The sequence below is a fragment of the Alloalcanivorax sp. C16-1 genome (genome assembly GCF_046507805.1).
Lineage (GTDB): Bacteria > Pseudomonadota > Gammaproteobacteria > Pseudomonadales > Alcanivoracaceae > Alloalcanivorax.
Map to the genome: position 1 here is coordinate 81173 of NZ_JBKFTK010000006.1, position 19614 is coordinate 100786.

Sequence of the window (19614 nt, forward strand, 5' to 3'; positions counted from 1 at the left end):
GCGGGTCCGCCTTACTTGATGCCCACGTACAGGGTGACGCGGTCCGCTTCGTGGACCTCGTAGTCGGTCAGAAAGGCGCGTTGGGGGGCGTCTTCCGTCTCAAAGTAATGCCAGACCTTGCCCCAGATCTCCATGGCGGCGTCCGGCCCGGCGCGATCACCATGAAATACCAGGTATTCGCCGGCTTCCAGGGTGAGGGTGGCGAACTCGTCCGGCACCTTGGTTTCGTCGGTCACCTCGACACCGGCCAGAACGCTGTAATCGCCATCGGCGCCGTTGTCGTATTCCGTGTAGACACCATACACCGGAGAGCCGGCGGCCTTGTCGGGGATCGAATCCGCCAGCCCCTCGTCGTTGAATTTCTCCCACAGCCGGTCCAGCTGTGCATCCTCCGGTTGCAGTTCGCGCTCCTTGTTGGTGCGCACCTGGATGCCCGCCACGGTTTTGCCGTGGCGGCGTTCTCGTTCCGGCTTGATCACTCGGCGTTCCTCCATTGATTCTTGGTGTCCGGGCATCGGTGGTTCAGCCTCAGAGGGCTTCGAGAATCGCCGCCATATCGTCGGCGTGCTCTTCTTCCTGAGCCAGGATCTCTTCCATGATGCGGCGGGTGGTGGGGTCCTTGTCGCCCAGATAGGTGGCGATTTCGCGATAGCTGTCGATGGCGATGCGCTCGGCGATCAGGTCTTCCTTCACCATCTCCTTGAGCGTGTCACCGGCCACGTATTCGGCGTGACTGCGGCTTTGCAGGCCCTCCGGTGAGAAATTCGGCTCGCCACCCAGTTGCACGATGCGTTCGGCCAGCCAGTCGGCGTGCTGCTGCTCCTGCTGGGCGTGCTCGAGAAATTCATCGGCGGCGATTTTCGCGTTCAGGCCGTCCGCCATGTAGTAGTGCCGCTTGTAACGCAGGGTGCAGACAATCTCGGTGGCCAGCGCCTCGTTGAGGAGTTTGAGCACGGTTTCCCGGTCGGCGGCGTAGCCGGCGGTTACCGCGCCCTGCTCGATATGATTGCGGGCGCGCTCACGGATGGTCTTTATGTCGGTCAGGAAAGGTTGTTTTTCACTCATGATTTCTCCCTGCGTGCGTGATCGAAAAAGGGGTATGGGGTATCCCTTAGTGATGCCGCCGACAGGTCTGGAAAACAAGAGTCCGAATCGCAAAATCGCGTAAAGCCGGCGACTCAGGCCGGCACGCGCAAAGCATCGTCCAGAGTGGAATGGAAGGTGCAGGTGTCCGGCCGCGATTCCTGGCCGGCCCGGGCCAGGGCCTTGAGCGGCTGGAACTGCAGATCGGCGATCCGCACCCGGGTGCCGGCCTGTTCGCAGCGGGCCAGAAAGCCCTGCAGGGCGGCCAGGCCACCGGCGTCCATCACCGGCACCCCGTCCATATACAGCACCAGCATCCGGCGCTCGCCGGCCAGCTCCGCCAGCTCGGCGAACACCCGGTCGGCGGCGGCGAAGAACAGCGCGCCGCTGATCTTGAACACCGCCCAGTCCGCCGGCGGGTCATAGGCGCGCACCCGTGCCGAGGTGGTGATGTCGGCCACCCGGGTCATGGCGGCGATTTCGCGCACGAACAGCACCGACGCCAGCAGCACCCCCACGGTGATGGCCACCACCATGTCCACCAGCACGGTCAGCGCGAAGCAGGTCAGGAACACCAGCACATCGCCCAGCGGCGCCCGCCGCACCAGCTTCACCGCCTTGGGCGCCTCACTCATGTTCCAGGCCACCAGCATCAACAGCGCCGCCATGGCGGGCATGGGCAGATAGCCCAGCCAGCGGGCCAGGGCGACCATCGCCAGCAGCACCACCAGGGCATGCACCATGGCCGCCACCGGCGTTTGCGCGCCGGCCTTATAGTTGGCGGCGGAACGGGCCAGGGCGGCGGTGGCGGTGATGCCCCCGAACAGGGGCACCACCAGATTGCCGATGCCCTGCCCCAGCAATTCGCTGTTGGCGCTGTGGCGCCGGCCGGTCATGCCGTCCAGTACCACCGCGCAGAGCAGTGACTCGATGGCACCGAGCATGGCGATGGCGAAGGCGGTGGGCACCAGGGTCACCACCAGGCGGCCGAGCTCGCCCCAGGGCAACGGCTCACCGTGGCGGGCCCAGGGCCAGGCCAGTTCCGGCAGCACCGACGGAATACCCTGGCCGCTCAGGCCGTTGTCCAGGACGTAATGAAAGCGCGACGCGATGGTAGGCACCTCGGCCCCCATCCGATTCAGCCACAAGGCCAGCAGGGCGCCCACCAGCACCGCCGGCAGATGCGGCGGCAGTGGCGTTCTCAGGCGCGGCCAGGCCAGCAGGGTAACCAGCGTGGCCGCCGCCACCGCCAGGCTGGCCGGGTCCAGACCCGGCAGTGCCCCGGCCAGGGCGACCAGCTTACCGGGGTAGGACTCCGGCAGTTGGTCCAGCGGCAGCCCCAGAAAATCCTTGATCTGCAGGGTGGCGATCACCACCGCGATGCCGGCGGTGAAGCCCAGGGTCACCGGTGGCGGAATGTATTCGATCAGCCGGCCCAGCCGCAGAATGGCCATCGCCACCAGCATCACGCCGGCCATCATGGTGGCCAGCAACAAGCCGGTGAGGCCATGGCTCTGGGCCACCGGGTAGAGAATCACCACGAAGGCGGCGGTGGGGCCGGAGATGCTGAAGCGCGAACCGCCCAGCAGGGCAATCAGAAAACCGCCCACGATGGCGGTGTAGAGGCCATACTGCGGCGCCACGCCGCTGGCGATGGCCAGCGCCATGGACAGGGGAATGGCGATCAGCCCCACGGTCAGGCCCGCGGTGAGGTCCCGGCCCAGTCGCCGCCGGTCATAGCCCTCGGCCAGGCTCTCGCGCAGCGCATGGGCGGGACGCAGGGAAAAAAGGTGCGCTCGATGCGACATGGACGGCCCCCACCCGGTTGAAAAACGACAGGCCGGCATTATATTGCAATGAGACCCGAATCATATGTTAATCGAATTAACATATCGAAATTAACATAGTGCCGGGCACCCACCCGCGACCGCTGACCGGAGGCACCGTGGAAAAACGCACCGCCCGCCTGACTTTGCTGATCGATCCGCGCAAGAAGGCGGTGTTCGAGCAGCTCTGCGCCCGGGAAGACGTCACGCCGTCCCAGAAGGTACGGCAGTTCATCCGGGATTACGTTCAGCAGCAGCTCGGCGACGAATGGATGGACGACGCGGAGGCGGCATTGCGGACCAAGGAGGGCGACGATTGAGGTGAATCCGCCGATAGGAGACACCAATCATGATTATTTCCGCAATCCATTATTAATATCACACCTTCACCCCTATCTTAGGGGGTGTCACGTTGACCACTCTCAAAAGGAGCTTTACGACATGTCTGTAATCAACACCGAAATCAAACCGTTCAAGGCCCAGGCGTTCAAAGATGGCAAGTTCATCGAAGTGAGCGACGCCGACGTCAAAGGCAACTGGGCGGTGTTCTTCTTCTACCCGGCCGACTTCACCTTCGTATGCCCCACCGAGCTGGGTGACGTGGCTGACCACTACGAAGAGTTCCAGAAGATGGGCGTGGAGATCTACTCTGTTTCCACCGACACCCACTTCACCCACAAAGCGTGGCACGACAGCTCCGAAACCATCGGCAAGATCAAGTACACCATGATCGGTGATCCCACCGCGACCATCAGCCGCAACTTCGAAGTGCTGCGTGAAAACGAAGGCCTGGCCAACCGTGGTACCTTCATCGTCGATCCCGACGGCGTGATCCAGGCTCTGGAAATCACCGCCGAAGGCATCGGCCGTGACGCTTCCGACCTGCTGCGCAAAGTGAAAGCCGCTCAATACGTACGCGCCCATCCGGGCGAAGTGTGCCCCGCCAAGTGGAAAGAAGGCGAAAAGACCCTGGCACCGTCCCTGGATCTGGTTGGCAAGATCTGATCACGCTCTGACCGTGTGATTCCGGCCCGGGCCGCGCGCCCGGGCCTCTTCCGCCCTACCCCCTATTTCTTTTTAGTTCATGGAGACCGGCATGCTGGACGCCAATCTGAAAACCCAATTGCAATCCTACATGGAGCGCATCACGCAACCGTTTGAAATGGTGGCGTCCCTGGACGATGGCGACAAATCCAGGGAACTGTCGGAGCTGCTGCACGAAATCGAAGGCATGTCCGATAAGATCAGCCTGCGCGAGGACGGCGACGACGACCGTAAGCCCTCGTTCAGCCTGAATCGCATCGACGGTGACATCAGCCTGCGTTTCGCCGGCATCCCCATGGGCCACGAATTCACGTCGCTGGTACTGGCTCTGCTGCAGGTGGGTGGTCATCCGCCCAAGGCCAGCGACGAGGTGATCGACCAGGTGAAGGCGCTGCAAGGCGACTTCCGGTTCGAGACCTATTTTTCCCTGTCCTGCCAGAACTGCCCGGACGTGGTCCAGGCACTGAACCTGATGGCGGTCCTCAATCCGAACATCCAACACGTGGCCATCGACGGCGCCCTGTTCCAGGATGAAGTGGAAAGCCGTGAAGTGATGGCGGTGCCCAGCGTGTTCCTGAATGGCGAACCGTTCGGCCAGGGCCGCATGGATCTGGAAGAGATCATCGCCAAGCTGGACACCGGCGCCGCCGAGCGTGACGCCGAGAAACTGAACGCCAAGGACCCGTTTGACGTCCTGGTCGTCGGCGGCGGCCCGGCGGGCGCGGCCAGCGCCATCTACGCCGCGCGCAAGGGCATCCGCACCGGCGTGGCCGCGGAACGCTTTGGCGGCCAGGTGCTCGACACCAACGCCATCGAGAACTTTATCTCCGTGGAGGAAACCGACGGGCCGAAGCTGGCCGCCCAGCTGGAAGCGCATGTCCGCAGCTACGAAGTGGACATCATGAACCTGCAGCGTGCCGAGCAGCTGATTCCCGCGTCCCAGGAAGGCGGCCTGCACGAAGTGCGCTTCGCTTCCGGCGCCAGCCTCAAGTCAAAAACCCTGGTGCTGGCCACCGGCGCCCGCTGGCGCAAGATCAACGTGCCCGGCGAGAGCGAATACCAGGGCAAGGGCGTGGCCTACTGCCCGCACTGCGACGGTCCGCTCTTCAAGGGCAAGGACGTAGCGGTGATCGGCGGCGGTAACTCCGGTGTGGAAGCAGCCATCGACCTGGCCGGCGTGGTCAAACACGTGACCCTGCTGGAGTTCGACGACAAGCTGCGCGCGGACGCGGTGCTGCAGAAGAAACTGCACAGCCTGCCCAACGTGACCGTGCTGGTGAGCGCCCAGACCACCGAGATCACTGGTGAGAACGGCCGCGTCAACGGTCTGGTCTACAAGGACCGCAAGACCGGTGAGGAGCACAATGTGGCCCTGGCGGGTGTGTTCGTGCAGATCGGCCTGCTGCCCAACACCGACTGGCTCAAGGGCAGCGTGGAACTCACCGCCCACGGCGAGATCATCGTCGACGCGCGGGGCGAAACCTCCGTGCCCGGTGTGTTCGCCGCCGGCGACGTGACCACGGTGCCGTACAAGCAGATCGTGATCGCGGTCGGCGAAGGTGCCAAGGCGGCGCTGAGCGCCTTCGACCACCTGATCCGACACTCGGTCAGCAACGCGGCCTGATCCCGACCGCCGCACCGGCAACAAAAAGCCCGGCCCACCTGAGTGGGCCGGGCTTTTTTTGTCGGCGGAACCCGCGGTGTCCGTGCCTGAACCTCGGAACACCGGGCAAAACAAAACCCCCGCGCCGTCTCCGGTGCGGGGGTTTGTTTCAGCACGCGACCTTGAACGGCCAGCGGGCTTATTCGGCTTCGACGGCCTCGCCTTCCGGGCGATCCACCAGCTCGACGTACGCCATGGGGGCGTTGTCGCCGGCACGGAAGCCCATCTTGAGGATGCGCAGGTAGCCGCCGGGGCGGGACTTATAGCGCGGGCCCAGCTCGTTGAACAGCTTGCCGACCATTTCCTTCGACCGGGTGCGGTCGAACGCCAGCCGGCGGTTGGCCACGGAGTCTTCCTTGGCCAGGGTGATCAGGGGCTCGGCCACCCGACGCAGTTCCTTGGCTTTGGGAAGCGTGGTCTTGATCGCTTCATGTTCAAACAGCGACACCGCCATGTTGCGGAACATGGCCTGACGGTGTGAGCTGTTCCGGTTCAGTTTTCTGCCGCTCTTGCGATGACGCATGGTTCTGTTCCTAAAATCGATTAACGCAACTTGGTGTTGAGCCGGTCATCGTCCCGGAGGCTGACCGGCGGCCAGTTTTCCAGGCGCATGCCCAGCGACAGGCCTTTGGAAGCCAGCACGTCCTTGATCTCGGTAAGGGACTTCTTGCCCAGGTTGGGCGTCTTCAGAAGTTCCACCTCGGTACGCTGTACCAGGTCACCGATGTAGTAGATGTTCTCCGCCTTCAAACAGTTGGCGGAGCGGACGGTCAGCTCCAGATCGTCCACCGGGCGCAGCAGGATCGGATCGATTTCCTCACGTTCCTGCTTGGGTTCCGGCTTGGAATCCTGCTCCAGATCGACGAACACCGCGATCTGTTGCTGAAGAATGGTGGCCGCGCGGCGAATCGCCTCTTCCGGGTCGATGGTACCGTCGGTTTCCAGATCGATCACCAGCTTATCCAGGTCGGTGCGCTGCTCTACCCGGGCGGCTTCCACCACATAGGCCACGCGGCGTACCGGGCTGTAGCTGGCGTCCAGCTGCAGACGGCCGATGCCGCGGGTCTCGTCGTCGTCATTCTGACGGCTGTCGGCGGCTTCGTAGCCACGGCCCTTACGCACTTTCATGCGCACGCGCAGCTCGGTGTCGCCGGTGATGGTGCAGATCAGGTGATCCGGGTTGACGATTTCCACGCTGTGATCGCGCTGGATATCGTCGGCGGTCACGTCACCGGGACCTTTCTTCACCAGCTCCAGGGTGGCTTCGTCACGATCGTCCATCTTCAGGGCCACGCCCTTCAGGTTCAGGAGGATGTTGATCACATCTTCCTGTACACCCTCGATGGAGGAGTACTCGTGCTGTACGCCTTCGATCTCCACTTCGGTGATCGCGCAACCCGGCATGCTGGACAGCAGAATGCGGCGCAGCGAGGTGCCCAGAGTGTGGCCGAAACCACGCTCCAGCGGCTCCAGAACGACCTTGGCGTGGGTCTCGCTGATCGCGTTGACCGCGATCGAGCGGGGCGTGAGAAATTCGTTCACGGCGGTCATAGAGATCCCTCAGGCAGTCGTTACTTGGAGTACAGCTCGACGATCAGGTTTTCGTTGATCTCGGCCGGCAGGTCGATGCGCTCCGGGCGGGCTTTGAACGTGCCCTCGAGCTTCTTCTCGTCCACTTCCACCCAGGTCGGGAAGCCGCGTTGCTGAGCCAGCTCCATGGCGTTTTTCACGCGCAGCTGGTTCTTGGACTTCTCACGCACGCTGACCACGTCACCGGGGGCGACCTGATAGGAGGCGATGTTCACGCTCTGACCGTTGACCAGAATGGCGCGGTGGGCCACCAGCTGACGTGCTTCGGAGCGGGTGGCGCCGAAACCAAGGCGGTAAACCACGTTGTCCAGACGACCTTCCAGCAGCTGCAGCAGCACCTCACCGGTGGCGCCACGGGAGCGGGCGGCTTTCTTGTAGTAGCCGCGGAACTGCTTCTCGAGCACGCCGTACATACGACGGACTTTCTGTTTTTCACGAAGCTGCACGCCGTAATCGGACAGACGACCGGGGCGACGGCCACCAGCGGCCTGGCCCGGGGGCTGTTCCGCCTTGCACTTGGACTCGAGCGGACGAATACCGCTCTTCAGGAACAGGTCAGTGCCTTCACGACGGGAAAGCTTGCATTTGGGACCGATGTATCTTGCCATCTTGCTCTAACTCCCGTTACACGCGGCGCTTCTTGGGCGGACGACAACCGTTGTGCGGAATCGGCGTCACGTCCTGGATGTGGGTGATTTTGTAGCCACAGGCATTGAGGGCGCGAATAGAGGACTCGCGGCCCGGGCCGGGGCCCTTCACGCGCACTTCCAGGTTTTTCAGGCCATAGTCCTTGGCGGCATTGCCCGCGTTCTCGGCGGCTACCTGCGCCGCGAACGGGGTGCTCTTACGAGAACCACGGAAGCCCGCACCACCGGAGGTCGCCCAGGACAGCGCGTTGCCCTGACGGTCGGTGATGGTGATGATGGTGTTGTTGAAAGAAGCGTGAACGTGCGCGATACCGTCCGCAACGGTCCGCGTTACCTTCTTCCGACGTGCGCCACTGTCTCTTTTCGCTTTAGCCATGTTGCTCAATCCAAATCAGGACTTACTTGCGGATCGGTTTCCGCGGGCCCTTGCGGGTCCGGGCATTGGTTTTGGTGCGCTGCCCGCGCAGGGGCAGGCTGCGGCGATGACGGATACCGCGGTTGCAGCCGAGATCCATCAAGCGCTTGATGTTCATGTTGATTTCCCGGCGCAGATCGCCTTCCGTGGAAACCTTGGCCACTTCGGCGCGGATCGCGTCCAGCTGGTCGCCGGACAGATCACGAACCTTGGCCGTCGGGTCGATGCCGGTCTGCTCGCAGATGCTGCGGGCACGGGTGCGGCCGATCCCGAAAATATAGGTGAGGGAAATCACCGTATGCTTGTTGTCCGGGATGTTAACGCCTGCAATACGGGCCATCCGAATATCTCCGATTCACAACGCGGTGGTGCCAGGCTCTGGCGCCGAAAGGCGGAAGAGTCTAGCGTCACACCGACTGAATTTCAACCAAATCCAAGGAAAGAAGTTCTGCCCCGACAGAGCCTTAGCCCTGGCGCTGCTTGTGCCGGGGTTCGGCACTGCAGATCACCATGACGCGACCCTTACGACGGATCACCTTGCAGTTGCGGCAGATCTTCTTCACAGAAGCCTGAACTTTCATCGCACTCGCCTCGTTTTACCGTTGGCCCGCGGGCCGTTAACGCACCAGACCGGTGCCGCCATACCCTTTCAGGTTGGCTTTCTTCATCAACTTTTCGTACTGGGTGGACATCAGGTGCGAGTTGACCTGCGACCAGAAGTCCATCACCACCACCACCACGATCAGCAGGGAGGTGCCGCCCAGATAGAAAGGCACGTTCCAGACCGCCTGCAGACCCAGGGGCAGCAGACAGACCAGGGTCATGTAAACCGCGCCGATCAGCGTCAGGCGGCCCATCACCGTATCGATATAACGGGCGGACTGCTCACCGGGACGAATACCGGGGATATAGGCCCCGGACTTCTTCAGGTTGTCCGCCACGTCTTTCGGGTTGAACACCAGCGCCGTGTAGAAGTAGCAGAAAAACACGATCGCCAGGGTAAACAGCAAAATGTACAGCGGCGTGCCAGGCAGCAGTGCGTCACTCACGGTGCGCAGCGTCTGGCCCCACCAGGAGTCCGGATCACTGGTGCTGAACCACTGGCTGATGGACGCCGGGAACAGCAGGATCGAACTGGCGAAGATGGCCGGAATCACGCCCGCCATGTTCACCTTCAGCGGCAGATGGCTTTGCTGGGCCGCGTAGACCCGGCGGCCTTGCTGACGCCGCGCGTAGTTGACGGTAATACGCCGTTGACCACGCTCCACGAACACCACGCCGAAGATCACCGCCACCGCCACCAGGAATACCAGCAGCATGGCCAGCAGACTCAGATCGCCCTGCCGGGCGGACTCGAAGGTCTGCGCCACCGCACCGGGCAAACCGGCCACGATGGAAGCGAAAATCAGCATCGAGATGCCGTTGCCGATGCCCCGCTCGGTGATCTGCTCACCCAGCCACATCAGGAAAACGGTCCCCGTTACCAGGGTGCTCACCGCCACGAAGTAGAAGCTCGCCACCTGCATGGTGGAGGCCGCCTCCGGCAGCAGGGTAATGCCCTGGCTCTTCAGCCCGGCGACCACGCCGAACGACTGAATCAGGCCCAGCACCACGGTCAGATAGCGGGTGTACTGGGTGATCTTGCGACGGCCCTGCTCCCCTTCCTTGCGCAGCTGCTCAAGAGAAGGCACCACGGCGCTCATCAGCTGGATCACGATGCTCGCGGTGATGTACGGCATGATGCCGAGCGCAAAAATACTCATGCGCTCCAGCGAACCGCCCGAGAACATGTTGAACAGGCCAAGAATAGTATCCCGGTTGTTGTTGAACATCTGTTGCAACGCGTCCGGGTTCATCCCCGGCACCGGAATGTGCGCACCAATGCGGAACACCACCAGGGCGCCCAGCAGAAACCCAATGCGACGCCCCAGTTCACGGGTAGCGCCGCCGGTGGCCCCGGTGCTGTTCTTCAAAGTTTGTGCACGGTTCTTGGCCATAACCCCGCCTTTTACTCTTCGATTTTACCGCCGGCCTTTTCCACCGCTTCGCGCGCACCCTTGGTGATCGCCACGCCGCGTACGGTGACCGCGCGATCGATGCCGCCACGCAGTACGATCTTGGCGCGCTTCTTGTCGGAGCGCACCACGCCGGCTTTTTTCAGAGTGTCCAGGTCGACCACGTCGCCTTCCACCTTGGCCAGTTCCTCGAGGCGAACCTCGGCGGTGGCCATGGCCAGTTTGGAGGTAAAGCCAAACTTGGGCACGCGGCGCTGCAGCGGCATCTGACCGCCTTCGAAACCGGGCTTCACGGTACCACCGGAGCGGGACTTCTGACCTTTGTGGCCACGACCACCGGTCTTGCCCAGACCGGAGCCAATACCACGGCCTACCCGCTTCTCTTGCGGACGGGAACCGTCAGCCGGATGCAGATCATTGAGACGCATCGCTTATTCTCCCTCTACCCGTACCATGTACGCGACTTTGTTGATCATGCCGCGCACCGCAGGCGTATCTTCAACTTCAACGGTGTGACCGATGCGGCGCAGCCCGAGACCGCGCACACAGGCCTTGTGGCCTTCCAGCCGGCCGTTGGTGCTTTTAACCTGGGTTACTTTGATCTTGTCAGCCATCTTTAAGCTTCCGTCTGTGTGCGCTTAGCCGAGAATCTCTTCAACGGACTTGCCACGCTTAGCCGCCACCGATTCCGGGGAGGACATCTGCTTGAGACCGTTGAAGGTCGCCCGCACCACGTTCACCGGATTGGTGGAGCCGTAGCACTTGGCCAGTACGTTCTGCACACCGGCCACTTCCAGCACGGCGCGCATGGCACCGCCGGCAATCACACCGGTACCGTCGTCGGCGGGCTGCATGTAGACCTTGGAGGCCCCATGACGCGCCTTGATCGGGTGCTGGATGGTGGTGCCTTTCAGGTCCACCTGAATCATATTGCGACGGGCCGCTTCCAGGGCTTTCTGGATCGCCGCCGGCACTTCGCGTGCCTTGCCGCGGCCGAAGCCTACCTTGCCCTTACCGTCGCCCACCACGGTCAACGCAGTGAAGCCGAAGATCCGACCGCCTTTGACCACCTTGGCGACCCGGTTCACCTGAACCAGCTTCTCCTGGAGACCTTCGTTGGGATCAACTTTCGCCATAACCAAGCACCCTTAGAATTCAAGCCCGTTTTCGCGCGCGGCATCGGCCAGCGCCTTGATACGACCGTGGTAACGGAAACCGGAACGGTCAAAGGCGACGCGCTCGATGCCCGCCTCTTTGGCGCGCTTCGCGATCATTTCGCCCACTTTGGCGGCGGCGTCGGCATTGCCGGTCGCCCCACCACGCAGGTCCTTCTCCACCGTGCTCGCCGCGACCAGAACCTGGTCACCGGCCGCGCTGGTAATCTGTGCATAGATATGGCGCGGGGTGCGATGTACGGACAGACGGATCTGGCCGGACTCGCGGATGTTCAGGCGAGTACGTTTGGCCCTGCGCAGACGTGCAACTTTCTTGTCCATCATGGCTCTAGTCTCAACGATTATTTCTTCTTGGCTTCCTTACGGCGCACTTGCTCATCGGCATAGCGCACCCCCTTGCCTTTATAGGGCTCGGGCGGACGGAAACCACGGACATTGGCGGCAACCTGACCCACCAGCTGCTTATCAATGCCCCGGATGACAATTTCGGTCTGGGTCGGGGTCTCGATGGTGATGCCCTCGGGCAGCTGGTAGGCCACCGGATGGGAGAAACCCAGCGTCAGGTTCAGGGTCTTGCCCTGCGCCTGTGCGCGGTAACCCACGCCGTTGAGAACCAGCTTGCGCTCGAAGCCCTCGGAAACGCCGGTGACCATGTTGTTCACCAGGGCCCGGGTGGTACCGGCCAGTGCCCAGGCATCCTGGGACTCCTCGCGCGGCTTGACGGTGAACACACCGTCGTCCACGGACACTTCCACCAGTTCGTGCACTTCGTGTTCCAGGTTGCCCTTGCCGCCTTTGACGGACACCTTGGCGCCGTCGACTTTCACCTCGACACCACTGGGCAATTTAACCGGATTCTTCGCTACTCTAGACATTGCTGCACCTAACCCGTCTACACCGTCACCGTCAGGACACTTCGCAGATCAGCTCGCCGCCGACGTTGGCCTGGCGTGCCGCGCGATCGGAAAGAATGCCCTGGTTGGTGGACACGACCATCACGCCCAGACCGCCCTTGACCTTGGGAATATCACCAGCGTTTTTGTAAACGCGCAGGCCGGGGCGGCTCACCCGGGCGATCTTCTCGATCACCGGCTGGCCCTCGAAATACCGAAGCTCTACGGTCAGGACCGGCTTCTTGTCGCCAGCCACCGAAAAGCTTTCGATGTAACCTTCTTCCTTCAGTACCTTGGCAATGGCCTCTTTGGTCTTGGAAGAGGGGATTTCCACCTTGCTCTTCCGGGCCATTTGCGCATTGCGGATACGGGTAAACATATCCGCCAGGGTATCTTGCATGCTCATGCCGCAATCGCTCCGCTTTTACTCGATTACCAGCTGGATTTAACCAGGCCGGGGACGTCGCCGCGCATCGCCGCTTCGCGCAGCTTGATGCGGCTCAAACCGAATTTACGGTAGTAGCCGTGCGGACGACCGGTGATCCGGCAGCGATTACGCTGGCGTACCGGGGAGGAGTCGCGCGGCAGTTTCTGAAGCTGGATCTGGGCTTCCCACTTCGCCTCGGGTTCGGCGTTGGGATCCTGGATGATCGCTTTCAGCGCTTCACGCTTGGCGGCGTAACGCTGAACCAGCTTGGCGCGCTTCGCCTCCCGATTTTTCATAGAGACTTTTGCCATGAATCCTCTCAGCCTTTCAGCGGGAAGTTGAAGGCGCGCAGCAGCGCGCGTGCTTCGTCATCGGTCTTCGCCGTGGTGGTAATGGTAATATCCAGACCACGCAGCTTGTCGACCTTGTCGAAATCAATTTCCGGGAACACGATCTGCTCGCGCAGACCCATGGAATAGTTACCCCGGCCGTCGAAGGACTTGGGGTTCAGACCACGGAAGTCGCGTACCCGCGGGATCGCCACGGAAACCAGACGCTCCAGAAACTCGTACATACGACGGTTACGCAGCGTCACCTTGCAGCCGATCGGCCAGCCCTCACGGATCTTGAAACCCGCCACGGACTTGCGTGCCTTGGTAACCAACGGCTTCTGGCCGGCGATCGCGGTCATGTCGGACAAGGCACCTTCGATGGCCTTACGGTCCGAGGCCGCTTCACCCACACCCATATTCAGGGTGATTTTGGTGATTTTCGGCACTTGCATGACGTTATCGTAACCGAATTGCTCTTTGAGCTTCGGCACGATCTCTTCGTTGTAAACCTTTTTCAGATCACTCATGGTCCACCTGTCCTCACGCGTCCAGCGGTTCGCCGTTGGACTTGAAGAAACGCACCTTACGGCCGTCCTCGACGCGGAAACCCACGCGGTCCGCCTTCTCGGCCTTGGCATTCCAAATGGCCACGTTGGAAGCGTCGATACCGGCTTCCTGTTCCACGATGCCACCCTGGATTCCGCGGTTAGGATTAGCGCGCACGTGCTTCTTCACCACGTTCACACCGGCCACTACCAGGCGACCGTTCGGCAGCACGCGTTGTACCTTGCCGCGCTTACCTTTGTCCTTGCCCGCGATTACGATGACTTCATCATCACGCTTGATCTTGAGCATTGCCTTCACCCGCCTTTAAAGAACTTCCGGTGCCAGTGAAATGATCTTCATGAACTGCTCGGTACGCAGTTCACGAGTCACCGGGCCAAAGATCCGGGTACCTACCGGCGCTTTGTTGTTACCCAGCAGCACCGCGGCGTTTTCATCGAAACGAATCACGGAGCCATCCGGGCGACGCACGCCACGACGGGTGCGCACCACCACCGCGGTCATCACGTCACCTTTCTTGACGCGGCCGCGCGGAATCGCTTCCTTTACTGTGACCTTGATGATGTCACCAATGCCTGCATAGCGGCGGTGGGAACCACCCAGCACCTTGATGCACTGCACTCGACGCGCGCCGCTGTTATCGGCGACTTCGAGCATGGTTTCGGTCTGAATCATCGCTTACTCTCTCCAACTCCTGCCCTGCAGGCAGCCACAGCAACGTCGGTCAGACCTTGTTGGTCTGTTCCACCACGTTCACCAGCGTCCAGGTCTTACGCTTGGACAACGGACGGCACTCTTCGATAGTGACCAGGTCGCCTTCGTTGCACTGATTCTCTTCATCATGCGCCATCAGTTTCGTGGACCGCTTGATGATCTTGCCATAAATGGGGTGCTGAACCCGGCGCTCCACCAACACGGTGATGGTTTTATCACCCTTGTTGGAGGTCACTCTGCCAGTCGCGGTCCGGCGCAGTTGTTCTTTCGCTTCTGCCATGACTAGTTACCCTGCTTCTCTCTCAGAATGGTTTTCACACGTGCGATATCACGGCGAACCTTCCCGAGGTTATGGGTTTGTGAAAGCTGCCCGGATGCCAGCTGCATGCGCTGCTTGAACTGCTGCTCCAGCAACTCGAGCTGCTGGTTCTGCAGCTCTTCAACACTTTTATCTCTCAGTTCACTCGCTTTCATGGCTTACATCACCGTCCGAGTCACAACGCGGGTGCTGATCGGCAGCTTGGCCGCGGCGAGACGAAACGCTTCACGCGCCACGTCTTCTGAAACACCTTCCATTTCGTAGAGCATGCGGCCCGGCTGAATCTGGGCTACCCAGTACTCCACGTTACCCTTACCTTTACCCATCCGAACCTCGAGGGGCTTCTGGGTGATCGGCTTGTCGGGGAACACGCGAATCCAGATTTTGCCGCCCCGCTTGATATGACGGGTCATGGCACGACGCGCGGCTTCGATCTGGCGAGCGGTGATCCGGCCACGACCGGTGGCCTGCAGGCCCACGGTGCCGAAAGACACCTTGCTGCCCCGCTGTGCCAGGCCGCGGTTACGGCCCTTTTGAACTTTCCGGAATTTGGTACGCTTCGGCTGCAACATCGTTAGTTACCCTTTAACCGCGGCCGCGCTTCTTGGCGCCCTTGGACTGCTGCTTCTGCTCTTCCTGCACCTGCTCCATGCCACCCAGCACTTCGCCGCGGAAGATCCAGACCTTGACGCCGATGGTGCCGTAGGTGGTTTCCGCACGGACGCTGGCGTAATCGATATCGGCACGCAGCGTGTGCAGGGGAACCCGACCTTCGCGGTACCATTCGGTACGGGCGATCTCGGCGCCACCCAGACGACCGGACAGCTGCACGCGAATGCCCTCGGCGCCGGCCTTCATGGCGTTCTGCACGGCCCGCTTCATGGCGCGGCGGAACATCACGCGACGCTCCAGCTGACCGGCGATGTTGTCGCCCACCAGACGCGCATCCAGATCGGGCTTGCGCACTTCTTCGATATTGATGTGAACGGGCACACCCATCATGGCGGCCACGTCACGGCGCAGGCGCTCCACATCCTCGCCCTTCTTACCGATCACGATACCGGGACGCGCGGTGGAGATGGTGATTCGAACGTTCTCGGAGGGACGTTCGATTTTCACCCGACTCACGGACGCGTTCTTCAGTCGCTTGAACAGATACTCACGTACCTGCAGATCGGTCACCAGGCAGTCGGAATAGGTTTTCGGCCCGGCATACCACAGGGAGTTGTGCTCCTTGACGATGCCCAGGCGGATACCGATCGGATGAACTTTCTGACCCATCTGGTTACTCCTGACCTTCCGAGACTTTCACAGTAATGTGGCACGTACGCTTGAGAATGCGATCGGCGCGGCCTTTGGCGCGCGGACGAATACGCTTCATCGTCATGCCCTCATCCACAAACACTGTGGATACTTTCAGCTCATCCACGTCGGCGCCTTCGTTGTTTTCCGCGTTGGCAATCGCGGACTCCAGCACCTTTTTAACAATCCGGGCCGCCTTTTTGGGGCTGAAGGCGAGAACATTCAACGCCTTCTCCACCTCGAGGCCGCGGATCTGGTCTGCCACCAGCCGGGCCTTTTGAGCCGAAATTCTTGCGCCCCGCAGACGGGCTGCAACTTCAGTCGCCATGGCTGTCACCTTATCGCTTAGCCTTCTTGTCCACGATGTGCCCGCGGTAGGTGCGGGTCAGGGCGAATTCGCCCAGCTTGTGGCCCACCATATGCTCAGTGACCAATACCGGCACATGCTGACGGCCGTTATGCACCGCGATGGTCAAACCCACCATCTCCGGGATGATCATGGAGCGACGGGACCAGGTTTTGATCGGCTTACGGGAGCCGGCTTCCACCGCTTCTTCCACCTTCTTGAGCAGGTGGTGATCCAGAAACGGACCTTTCTTCAGTGAACGTGGCACAGCCTGAACCTCTCTCTATCCCTTACTTACGACGGTCGCGCACAATCATCTTGGAGGTGCGCTTGTTGGTACGCGTTTTGTGGCCCTTGGTGGGCACGCCCCACGGGGTTACCGGATGACGACCACCGGAAGTGCGGCCTTCACCACCACCGTGCGGGTGATCCACCGGGTTCATCGCCACACCGCGTACGGTCGGGCGAACACCCCGCCAGCGCTTGGCGCCGGCCTTGCCCAGCGAGCGCAGACTGTGCTCGCTGTTGGAGACTTCACCGATGGTGGCCACACACTCGGCGTGCACCTTGCGCATCTCGCCGGAGCGAAGACGCAGGGTCACATAGCCACCATCCTTTGCCAGAACCTGTACCGAAGTACCGGCGGACCGTGCCAGCTGACCACCCTTGCCAGGCTTCATTTCCACGTTATGAACCGTGGAACCCAGCGGGATGTTGCGCAGCGGCAGAGCATTGCCCACCTTGATCGACGCGTCTTCGCCGGACTGCACCCGGTCGCCGGCCTTGAGGCCTTTCGGCGCCAGGATGTAGCGACGCTCGCCGTCCAGGTACTTGACCAGGGCGATGTGCGCGGAGCGGTTGGGATCGTATTCGATCCGCTCGATCACGCCCGGCACGCCGTCCTTGTTGCGACGGAAGTCGACACGACGGTACTTCTGCTTGTGACCACCACCTTTATGGCGGGTGGTGATGCGACCGTTGTTGTTACGGCCGCCGTTCTTGCTCTTGGCTTCCAGCAGCGGTGCGTACGGAGCGCCTTTGTAGAGCTCCTCGTTGACCACCTTGACGACAAAGCGGCGGCCCGGGGAAGTCGGCTTGGTTTTTACAATCGCCATGATTCCTTACTCCCTTACCTTACTCTGCGCCCAGGAAATCGATGTCCTGGCCTTCCGCCAGCGACACGTAGGCTTTCTTCCAGCCCGCGCGCTTGCCGGAGATGCGACCAAAGAACTTCTGCTTGCCCTTGACGTTGAGGGTACGCACGGAGCGAACCTTCACATCAAACAGGCTTTCCACCGCTTTCTTGATTTCCAGCTTGTTGGCATCTTTCGCGACTTTGAACACGAAAGCGTTGCCCTGCTCGGCCGCCATGGTGGCCTTCTCGGAAATATGCGGCGCGAGAAGTACGCTAAAAATACGCTCTTTGTTCATGCCAGCGCCTCCTCAAGCTGTTTCAGAGCCGGCACCGTGATCAGCACTTTCTCGAAGGCGATCAGGCTGACCGGATCCACACCCTTGGCGTCGCGAATATCCACTTTGGGCAGATTGCGGGCCGCCAGGTACAGATTCTCGTCCACTTCGCCGGTCACGATCAGCACGCTGCTCAGAGCCAGATCCTTCAGCTTGGTGGCCACTTCCTTGGTCCGGGGGGCTTCGATGGCAAATTCATCGACCACCACCAGACGCTCCTGGCGCACCAGCTCGGACAGAATGCAACGCAGCGCGCCGCGGTACATCTTGCGATTCACTTTCTGTGAAAAATCGCGGGGTTCGGCAGCGAACGTCTTGCCGCCGCCACGCCACAGCGGGCTGCGAATGGTACCCGCGCGGGCCCGACCCGTTCCCTTCTGACGCCAGGGTTTGCGACCACCGCCCGCTACCGCGGCACGGTTTTTCTGGGCCTTGGAACCCTGACGGGCACCGGCCAGAAACGCGGTCACAACCTGATGAACCAGAGGCTCGTTGAAGTCCTTGCCGAAGGCGACTTCGGAAACGGTTACGGTACCTCCAGAGGCAGTATTGAGATTCATCCTCTATTCCTCTTTCAGGCCTTCGCCTTCACTGCCGGGCGCACGATCACATCACCACCGGCCGCACCGGGGATGGCACCCTTTACCAGCAACAGATTCTTTTCCGCGTCCACGCGCACGATTTCCAGGTTCTGAACCGTGACACGCTCGGCGCCCAGATGACCGGCCATTTTCTTGCCCTTGAACACCCGCCCCGGGGTCTGGTTCTGACCGATGGAGCCGGGAGCCCGGTGGGACAGAGAGTTGCCGTGGGTCGCATCCTGGGTACGGAAATTCCAACGCTTCACGGCGCCCGCGAAGCCCTTCCCCTTGGAAGTGCCGGTCACGTCCACGGACTGACCTGCCTCGAAGATTTCCAGGGTAATCTCGGAGCCGGCCTGCAGCTCGCCCGCTTCGGCGCGAAATTCGCCCGCCTTGCGGCCAGCCTGCACGCCCGCCTTGCCGTAATGACCCGCCTGAGGCTTGGTCACCCGGTTGGCCCGGCGCTCACCCACCGTTACCTGCACGGCTTCGTAGCCATCTGTCTCGTCGGTCTTGACCTGACTTACCCGGTTCGGAGTCACCTCGATAACGGTAACCGGAACACTGACACCTTCTTCAGTGAACACCCGGGTCATCCCGCATTTCCGACCGATTACACCAATCGCCATTGTTTACCTCTTTACAACCTGTCGCGGTTGAACCGCCCGTAGTTGTAGGTCTGAGCTGTCTCTCAGGCCAGTTATCCCAGGCTGATCTGCACGTCCACACCAGCAGCCAGGTCCAGCTTCATCAGCGCGTCCACGGTTTTGTCCGTGGGCTCGACGATATCCACCAGCCGCTTGTGAGTGCGGATCTCGTACTGGTCCCGCGCATCTTTATTCACATGCGGAGAGATCAGCACCGTAAACCGTTCTTTGCGCGTCGGCAGGGGAATCGGCCCCTGTACCTGCGCACCCGTCCGTTTTGCCGTATCCACGATCTCCTGGGCGGACTGATCGATCAGGCGATGATCAAAGGCCTTGAGACGGATGCGGATTCTTTGGTTAGCCATAGCTAACAAACTCCAGACTGTTTCGAACCATTCATTAGATGGCAAAAAGCCCGCCCGACCTATCCATCCGGAAGGTGGTGGGTGTCAAAACAAGCCCGGGAACGATGCCCCGGTTGATCGCGCTCTTTCGCTACGCTTTACCAGCGAAGAGGGCGCAAATTATAGAGACAAAAAATGGCCAGGGCAAGCGCCCCGG

General features: G+C 61.4%; 34 protein-coding genes. 3 read left to right on the forward strand and 31 right to left on the reverse strand.

Annotated features, from left to right (window positions below; all coding sequences use genetic code 11):
- Nucleotides 1-11: 11 nt before the first annotated feature.
- From ACLD0W_RS16530 to dauA, 3 genes are all read right to left on the reverse strand, one after another.
- Nucleotides 12-494 carry a GyrI-like domain-containing protein gene (locus tag ACLD0W_RS16530; RefSeq protein WP_410308579.1) on the reverse strand — a complete coding sequence of 161 codons (483 nt, stop codon included), beginning with the start codon at nucleotides 492-494 and terminating at the stop codon, nucleotides 12-14.
- Between the two features lie 34 nt (nucleotides 495-528).
- Nucleotides 529-1065, reverse strand: coding sequence for a bacterioferritin (locus tag ACLD0W_RS16535; RefSeq protein ID WP_204429002.1), 537 nt, complete (start codon nucleotides 1063-1065; stop codon nucleotides 529-531).
- 113 nt (nucleotides 1066-1178) lie between these two features.
- On the reverse strand, nucleotides 1179-2891 hold the full coding sequence (gene dauA, locus ACLD0W_RS16540; RefSeq protein WP_410308580.1) for a C4-dicarboxylic acid transporter DauA: 1713 nt from the start codon (nucleotides 2889-2891) through the stop codon (nucleotides 1179-1181).
- A gap of 137 nt (nucleotides 2892-3028) precedes the next feature.
- Between dauA and ACLD0W_RS16545 the strand changes: the two genes are divergently transcribed.
- The 3 genes from ACLD0W_RS16545 to ahpF all read left to right on the forward strand — a co-directional run bounded on the left by ACLD0W_RS16545 (nucleotide 3029) and on the right by ahpF (nucleotide 5577).
- Complete coding sequence (locus tag ACLD0W_RS16545) at nucleotides 3029-3229, forward strand: CopG family transcriptional regulator (RefSeq protein WP_410308581.1); 201 nt, start codon at nucleotides 3029-3031, stop codon at nucleotides 3227-3229.
- Nucleotides 3230-3350: 121 nt separating this feature from the next.
- Nucleotides 3351-3914 carry an alkyl hydroperoxide reductase subunit C gene (gene ahpC / locus ACLD0W_RS16550; protein ID WP_410308582.1) on the forward strand — a complete coding sequence of 188 codons (564 nt, stop codon included), beginning with the start codon at nucleotides 3351-3353 and terminating at the stop codon, nucleotides 3912-3914.
- A 91-nt stretch (nucleotides 3915-4005) separates the two neighbouring features.
- The gene (ahpF, locus tag ACLD0W_RS16555) at nucleotides 4006-5577 is read left to right on the forward strand and encodes an alkyl hydroperoxide reductase subunit F (protein ID WP_410308583.1); all 1572 of its coding nucleotides are present in this window, start codon (nucleotides 4006-4008) and stop codon (nucleotides 5575-5577) included.
- 178 nt (nucleotides 5578-5755) lie between these two features.
- Here ahpF and rplQ read toward each other — a convergent pair whose 3' ends face one another.
- From rplQ to rpsJ, 28 genes are all read right to left on the reverse strand, one after another.
- Entirely contained in the window at nucleotides 5756-6139 is a 384-nt protein-coding gene (gene rplQ / locus ACLD0W_RS16560; RefSeq protein WP_204429012.1) for a 50S ribosomal protein L17, read from the reverse strand.
- 20 nt (nucleotides 6140-6159) lie between these two features.
- Nucleotides 6160-7167 (reverse strand): DNA-directed RNA polymerase subunit alpha, encoded by a 1008-nt coding sequence (locus tag ACLD0W_RS16565; RefSeq protein WP_204429013.1) that lies wholly within the window; start codon nucleotides 7165-7167, stop codon nucleotides 6160-6162.
- A gap of 20 nt (nucleotides 7168-7187) precedes the next feature.
- Complete coding sequence (rpsD, locus tag ACLD0W_RS16570) at nucleotides 7188-7814, reverse strand: 30S ribosomal protein S4 (protein ID WP_204429016.1); 627 nt, start codon at nucleotides 7812-7814, stop codon at nucleotides 7188-7190.
- A 16-nt stretch (nucleotides 7815-7830) separates the two neighbouring features.
- On the reverse strand, nucleotides 7831-8229 hold the full coding sequence (gene rpsK / locus ACLD0W_RS16575; protein WP_014996090.1) for a 30S ribosomal protein S11: 399 nt from the start codon (nucleotides 8227-8229) through the stop codon (nucleotides 7831-7833).
- A 22-nt stretch (nucleotides 8230-8251) separates the two neighbouring features.
- Nucleotides 8252-8608, reverse strand: a complete 357-nt coding sequence (rpsM, locus tag ACLD0W_RS16580; protein WP_138770794.1) for a 30S ribosomal protein S13 — start codon at nucleotides 8606-8608, stop codon at nucleotides 8252-8254.
- Between the two features lie 124 nt (nucleotides 8609-8732).
- Nucleotides 8733-8849, reverse strand: coding sequence for a 50S ribosomal protein L36 (gene rpmJ, locus ACLD0W_RS16585; RefSeq protein WP_008928865.1), 117 nt, complete (start codon nucleotides 8847-8849; stop codon nucleotides 8733-8735).
- Between the two features lie 36 nt (nucleotides 8850-8885).
- A complete protein-coding gene (gene secY, locus ACLD0W_RS16590) occupies nucleotides 8886-10265 on the reverse strand; it encodes a preprotein translocase subunit SecY (RefSeq protein WP_410308584.1) in 1380 nt (459 codons plus the stop codon).
- Between the two features lie 11 nt (nucleotides 10266-10276).
- Nucleotides 10277-10711, reverse strand: coding sequence for a 50S ribosomal protein L15 (rplO, locus tag ACLD0W_RS16595; protein WP_410308585.1), 435 nt, complete (start codon nucleotides 10709-10711; stop codon nucleotides 10277-10279).
- A 3-nt stretch (nucleotides 10712-10714) separates the two neighbouring features.
- On the reverse strand, nucleotides 10715-10897 hold the full coding sequence (gene rpmD, locus ACLD0W_RS16600; protein WP_203101496.1) for a 50S ribosomal protein L30: 183 nt from the start codon (nucleotides 10895-10897) through the stop codon (nucleotides 10715-10717).
- A gap of 24 nt (nucleotides 10898-10921) precedes the next feature.
- On the reverse strand, nucleotides 10922-11419 hold the full coding sequence (gene rpsE / locus ACLD0W_RS16605) for a 30S ribosomal protein S5 (RefSeq protein ID WP_067612765.1): 498 nt from the start codon (nucleotides 11417-11419) through the stop codon (nucleotides 10922-10924).
- A 12-nt stretch (nucleotides 11420-11431) separates the two neighbouring features.
- Nucleotides 11432-11782, reverse strand: a complete 351-nt coding sequence (gene rplR / locus ACLD0W_RS16610; protein WP_204429019.1) for a 50S ribosomal protein L18 — start codon at nucleotides 11780-11782, stop codon at nucleotides 11432-11434.
- Nucleotides 11783-11799: 17 nt separating this feature from the next.
- The gene (gene rplF, locus ACLD0W_RS16615; protein ID WP_410308586.1) at nucleotides 11800-12333 is read right to left on the reverse strand and encodes a 50S ribosomal protein L6; all 534 of its coding nucleotides are present in this window, start codon (nucleotides 12331-12333) and stop codon (nucleotides 11800-11802) included.
- A gap of 31 nt (nucleotides 12334-12364) precedes the next feature.
- On the reverse strand, nucleotides 12365-12757 hold the full coding sequence (gene rpsH, locus ACLD0W_RS16620) for a 30S ribosomal protein S8 (RefSeq protein WP_410308587.1): 393 nt from the start codon (nucleotides 12755-12757) through the stop codon (nucleotides 12365-12367).
- A 26-nt stretch (nucleotides 12758-12783) separates the two neighbouring features.
- Entirely contained in the window at nucleotides 12784-13089 is a 306-nt protein-coding gene (rpsN, locus tag ACLD0W_RS16625) for a 30S ribosomal protein S14 (RefSeq protein ID WP_410308588.1), read from the reverse strand.
- A gap of 8 nt (nucleotides 13090-13097) precedes the next feature.
- Complete coding sequence (rplE, locus tag ACLD0W_RS16630; protein WP_410308589.1) at nucleotides 13098-13637, reverse strand: 50S ribosomal protein L5; 540 nt, start codon at nucleotides 13635-13637, stop codon at nucleotides 13098-13100.
- Nucleotides 13638-13650: 13 nt separating this feature from the next.
- On the reverse strand, nucleotides 13651-13965 hold the full coding sequence (gene rplX / locus ACLD0W_RS16635) for a 50S ribosomal protein L24 (RefSeq protein ID WP_138770785.1): 315 nt from the start codon (nucleotides 13963-13965) through the stop codon (nucleotides 13651-13653).
- Between the two features lie 15 nt (nucleotides 13966-13980).
- Nucleotides 13981-14349: a 50S ribosomal protein L14 gene (rplN, locus tag ACLD0W_RS16640; RefSeq protein WP_138770784.1), complete on the reverse strand. Its 369-nt coding sequence runs from the start codon at nucleotides 14347-14349 to the stop codon at nucleotides 13981-13983.
- A 49-nt stretch (nucleotides 14350-14398) separates the two neighbouring features.
- A complete protein-coding gene (gene rpsQ, locus ACLD0W_RS16645; protein ID WP_410308590.1) occupies nucleotides 14399-14668 on the reverse strand; it encodes a 30S ribosomal protein S17 in 270 nt (89 codons plus the stop codon).
- 2 nt (nucleotides 14669-14670) lie between these two features.
- A complete protein-coding gene (rpmC, locus tag ACLD0W_RS16650; RefSeq protein ID WP_410308591.1) occupies nucleotides 14671-14862 on the reverse strand; it encodes a 50S ribosomal protein L29 in 192 nt (63 codons plus the stop codon).
- 3 nt (nucleotides 14863-14865) lie between these two features.
- On the reverse strand, nucleotides 14866-15279 hold the full coding sequence (rplP, locus tag ACLD0W_RS16655; protein WP_138770781.1) for a 50S ribosomal protein L16: 414 nt from the start codon (nucleotides 15277-15279) through the stop codon (nucleotides 14866-14868).
- 13 nt (nucleotides 15280-15292) lie between these two features.
- A complete protein-coding gene (gene rpsC, locus ACLD0W_RS16660) occupies nucleotides 15293-15988 on the reverse strand; it encodes a 30S ribosomal protein S3 (protein ID WP_138770780.1) in 696 nt (231 codons plus the stop codon).
- Nucleotides 15989-15992: 4 nt separating this feature from the next.
- A complete protein-coding gene (rplV, locus tag ACLD0W_RS16665; protein WP_410308592.1) occupies nucleotides 15993-16337 on the reverse strand; it encodes a 50S ribosomal protein L22 in 345 nt (114 codons plus the stop codon).
- A 10-nt stretch (nucleotides 16338-16347) separates the two neighbouring features.
- Nucleotides 16348-16623, reverse strand: a complete 276-nt coding sequence (gene rpsS, locus ACLD0W_RS16670; RefSeq protein WP_204429035.1) for a 30S ribosomal protein S19 — start codon at nucleotides 16621-16623, stop codon at nucleotides 16348-16350.
- A 22-nt stretch (nucleotides 16624-16645) separates the two neighbouring features.
- On the reverse strand, nucleotides 16646-17470 hold the full coding sequence (gene rplB, locus ACLD0W_RS16675; RefSeq protein ID WP_410308593.1) for a 50S ribosomal protein L2: 825 nt from the start codon (nucleotides 17468-17470) through the stop codon (nucleotides 16646-16648).
- Nucleotides 17471-17489: 19 nt separating this feature from the next.
- Complete coding sequence (gene rplW / locus ACLD0W_RS16680) at nucleotides 17490-17786, reverse strand: 50S ribosomal protein L23 (RefSeq protein ID WP_410308594.1); 297 nt, start codon at nucleotides 17784-17786, stop codon at nucleotides 17490-17492.
- The gene (gene rplD, locus ACLD0W_RS16685; protein WP_204429043.1) at nucleotides 17783-18385 is read right to left on the reverse strand and encodes a 50S ribosomal protein L4; all 603 of its coding nucleotides are present in this window, start codon (nucleotides 18383-18385) and stop codon (nucleotides 17783-17785) included. The genes rplW and rplD overlap by 4 nt, the downstream gene beginning before the upstream one ends.
- A 14-nt stretch (nucleotides 18386-18399) precedes the next feature.
- Nucleotides 18400-19035: a 50S ribosomal protein L3 gene (gene rplC, locus ACLD0W_RS16690; protein WP_138770774.1), complete on the reverse strand. Its 636-nt coding sequence runs from the start codon at nucleotides 19033-19035 to the stop codon at nucleotides 18400-18402.
- A gap of 71 nt (nucleotides 19036-19106) precedes the next feature.
- On the reverse strand, nucleotides 19107-19418 hold the full coding sequence (gene rpsJ, locus ACLD0W_RS16695; protein ID WP_067612426.1) for a 30S ribosomal protein S10: 312 nt from the start codon (nucleotides 19416-19418) through the stop codon (nucleotides 19107-19109).
- Nucleotides 19419-19614: the final 196 nt, after the last annotated feature.